The sequence below is a fragment of the Nostoc sp. genome (assembly GCF_041747015.1).
In the GTDB taxonomy this organism is placed as follows: Bacteria; Cyanobacteriota; Cyanobacteriia; order Cyanobacteriales; family Nostocaceae; genus Nostoc.
In genome coordinates this window covers 1-3357 of sequence record NZ_JBGTFY010000325.1, presented here as the reverse complement: position 1 = coordinate 3357, position 3357 = coordinate 1, and the positions used below count along the sequence as shown (strand labels likewise).

The 3357-nt window shown below is 45.8% G+C and carries 2 protein-coding genes; one reads left to right on the top strand and one right to left on the bottom strand.

Annotated features, from left to right (window positions below):
- Positions 1-424: 424 nt before the first annotated feature.
- Positions 425-1381, top strand: a complete 957-nt coding sequence (locus tag ACEW80_RS26380; RefSeq protein WP_373529440.1) for a tyrosine-type recombinase/integrase — start codon at positions 425-427, stop codon at positions 1379-1381.
- A gap of 127 nt (positions 1382-1508) precedes the next feature.
- On the opposite strand, the gene ACEW80_RS26375 is transcribed toward ACEW80_RS26380, so the two are convergent.
- The coding region (locus ACEW80_RS26375; RefSeq protein WP_373529439.1) for a type I restriction-modification enzyme R subunit C-terminal domain-containing protein at positions 1509-3357 on the bottom strand (1849 nt) is incomplete at its 5' end.

Genomic DNA, 3357 nt, shown 5'->3' with positions numbered 1-3357 from the left:
TGATAGGAGCAAAGCCTGCGGAAGAAGCTCTAAAGTTAGGAAGAATGCCGTAGTTCAACGGCAATGTTGTTAGCGCTCAATTACCAGCTCAAACCTCCACGGCTTCTATAGCAGATTATTCTGAGCAACCTTATAAGTCTCACAACGACAATTCGTCTCAGCCTCCGGCTCACCCAGTTGAAATGAGTAAATCGTCAATTTGGGGTTAAGCCGAGATAGGTGTGATTTAGTGCCACTTCGCTGGAAAAAATTACTATATACAGATTTCAGCCATATTATGTTTTGCTCAATTTATATCTGCTAATCTTAATTAGCAGATATTTTAATCCATACGATTATTCCCGCCATTAAATTGGCAAGCGGTAGAGCGCTCTAGTTAAATAGGTTATGGAAACTTTGCTTTACCCACCCTAATGCGCCCGCGATGACAGAACTGTTCGTATCGCCATCTAATTTAATTTTAACCAGTGCCACTCCCCTCACACGCCAACCCGCAGCAGTATATTTATCTAGCTTGACTGCTGGCTCGCGGCGAACCATGAGGAAGGCTCTAAATGCGATCGCTCGAATTCTAACTAATGGGCAGGGTGACGCGCTGACTTTGGACTGGGCTGCTCTAAAATATCAACATACAGCGGCAATCCGAGCAGTGTTAATGGAACAATATGCACCTGCCACCGCTAACCGAATGCTCTGCGCGTTGCGACGGACTCTTAAAGAAGCCCTACGACTGGAGTTGATGAGTGCCGATGATTATGCTAGGGCTGTAGATATTTCCAATATACGGGGCGATTCCCCTCAAAGAGGACGAATCATAAAAACCAGTGAAATTGCAGAGCTTCTAAAAGTTTGCAAAGATGACTCCTCACCTGCTGGTGCTAAAGATGCGGCAGTAATTGCGATTTTAAGTGGCTCTGGATTACGGCGCTCGGAGCTTGTGGATCTTGAAGTGCAAGACTTCAACCGCGAAACAGGTGCGTTGATTGTTCGCAAGGGAAAGGGGAGTAAATCTCGGATCGTGTACCTACCGCAGGGCGCTGTCGCTGCGGTAAAAGACTGGCTCAAAGTTAGAGGCGACGCTCCTGGCGCTCTAATTTGTCCAATTAGGCGCGGCGGTCATATTGAGCTAAGAAGGATGACTGACCAATCGGTAATGACAATGTTGCTTCGACGGGCAAAACTTGCCTCTGTTGCTGCTTTTTCTCCTCACGATTTCCGGCGCACTTTCATTAGTAATTTATTAGCTGCTGGTGCTGATGTTTTGACCACCAGCCGTCTTGCCGGACACGCCGACCCAGCTACTACCCAAAAATACGATCTGCGGGGAGAGGAAGCCAAGCAGCAAGCCGTCCAGCTATTGCATATTCCTTACGAGCCGTAAAAAGTTCCTCTTGCTTGTGCCAAAAACCATAAGCAAAATATTTATTATCAATGACAGGCATTAACTCAAGTCTGTGAATAATCCGTTTGCCTCTCCAGAACACTAATCGTATTGGATACACTTCTTCCTACGCTACTGCCCGTGCATAAACTTCTTCAAGCAGAGAAACCAATTCATCTACTTGGGACGAAGTAAATAATCCATCTGGACCCTGTGGTGTAATGTCGGTAAATGGAGATTCATACAGAAGTATCGCATCCATTACGCCGTGTTCGGTTAAGTAGTCCACAATCATGTTTGCAAACTCAATTTGATTAGAGTTTAGCGTTTTGCCAGATAGGAACCTAGCTAATTCCTGTTTGGCTATTTCACGATCTAGTCCTACTAAGGAGCAGACAAACAAACCTAGACCTGGGGATTCTGCTTTGGCTCGAATAATATCTTCTGCCCCACCTACGCCACTCTCTACAAGGATTCTCTCTAGCTCGGATAGGTCGGATGAAGTAAGTTGCTTATTTTTCCGCAGTTTGAAGATAACTACATGATCTTGATGCGAGCGCAAAAAAGCCCGTGCTTTAGCTCGGAATTTCTCAAACTCATCCGATGATGTAAAGCCAGGTAACTCCACTGTTATCTCATCCCCCATCACATCCTCAAAGTCGGTATAGATGGGTCGGCGTTTCTGCTTCTCAATTAGCTTTACTAGCTCTCGTAAGCGGCGGCGTAGTAATTCCAACATTGGCAAGGTTACATCTTGCCACCATTGGTCGGTTTGTACATCTTGGAGTAACGGCAACTGCTCCTTGACTAAGGGAATAGCCGATTTTTCCTCCAATAATCCAGCAATAGACTTCACCTGTTCTCGCCAACGCTCGAAGGCAGGCTCTGAGCGCAAGAAGGCTAGTTGCAACTTCAGCATTAAAATATCAAACCTTTTGGTTTCTTCTGCTTCGGCTGCCAATTGGGAGGGCAAACCCGCAAGTTCTTGGCTTAGTGCGGTAAAGTCCTCCCCTGAGAGATTTTGCCATGCCTCGGAACTCGCATATTTCTCTACCAGTTGTCGCTTGGGGCGCACTACGAAGTTTTCGCTATTCATGGCAGCAACTTCGGTGTGGAGTTGAGTGGCTACTTGGTGGCGCAATTCTGTATCAGAGGCTTGAGGGGCTTTGATGGTGGTGTTGCCAACCTCAACAACCTTTTTATCTAGTTCGGCAATCAACTCCAATCGAGCGGTAAATAGCTGCTTACCCAAGGACTTACCTACTGGGGCATCAGTCGTCTCTGGATTATGCTGGAAAAACTCTAGATTCTGGCAATAGTCGAACAGGTAGAAAAATTGTTTATTTTCACCCAAACCAAATAGATCGGGGCAAAGGCGCGTCCCCCGTCCTAGCATCTGCCAGAATTTGGTTTTGGAGCGGACAAGTTTGAACAGTACCAAATTTACTATTTCTGGCACGTCTATCCCGGTATCTAACATATCCACCGAGATAGCGATATGGGGTTCTTTGTCTTTATTTGAAAAGTTATCGATTAGGGTTTGAGCGTAGGTGGTTTTGAAGGTAATGGTGCGGGCAAACTCTCCTTTTAAATGCGGATAGTTGAGATTGAACCTTTCCGCAATGAAATCAGCATGATCTTGGTTTTTAGCAAAGATAATAGTTTTGCCCAGGCGATCACCACCTGCAACTTTTAAACCCCTAGTCATTAGATGCGCCAATACTTTATCTACCGTATTTTTATTGAATAACCACTTGCTAATTGCTTCAGCTTCTACGCGATCTGGTGCGTTGCCTTCGTCATCCCATTCCACAGCGTCCCATTCTTCTCTTTCTGCTTCAGATAGTTCGTTGTAGTTGATTCCTTCCCGTTGGAACTTAAGCGGCACTGATACGGCTTTGGGTGGGACTAGAAAGCCATCATTTACGGCATCTTCCAGATCGTAAGCATCGGTAGGTACGCCGTTTTCTAAGTCA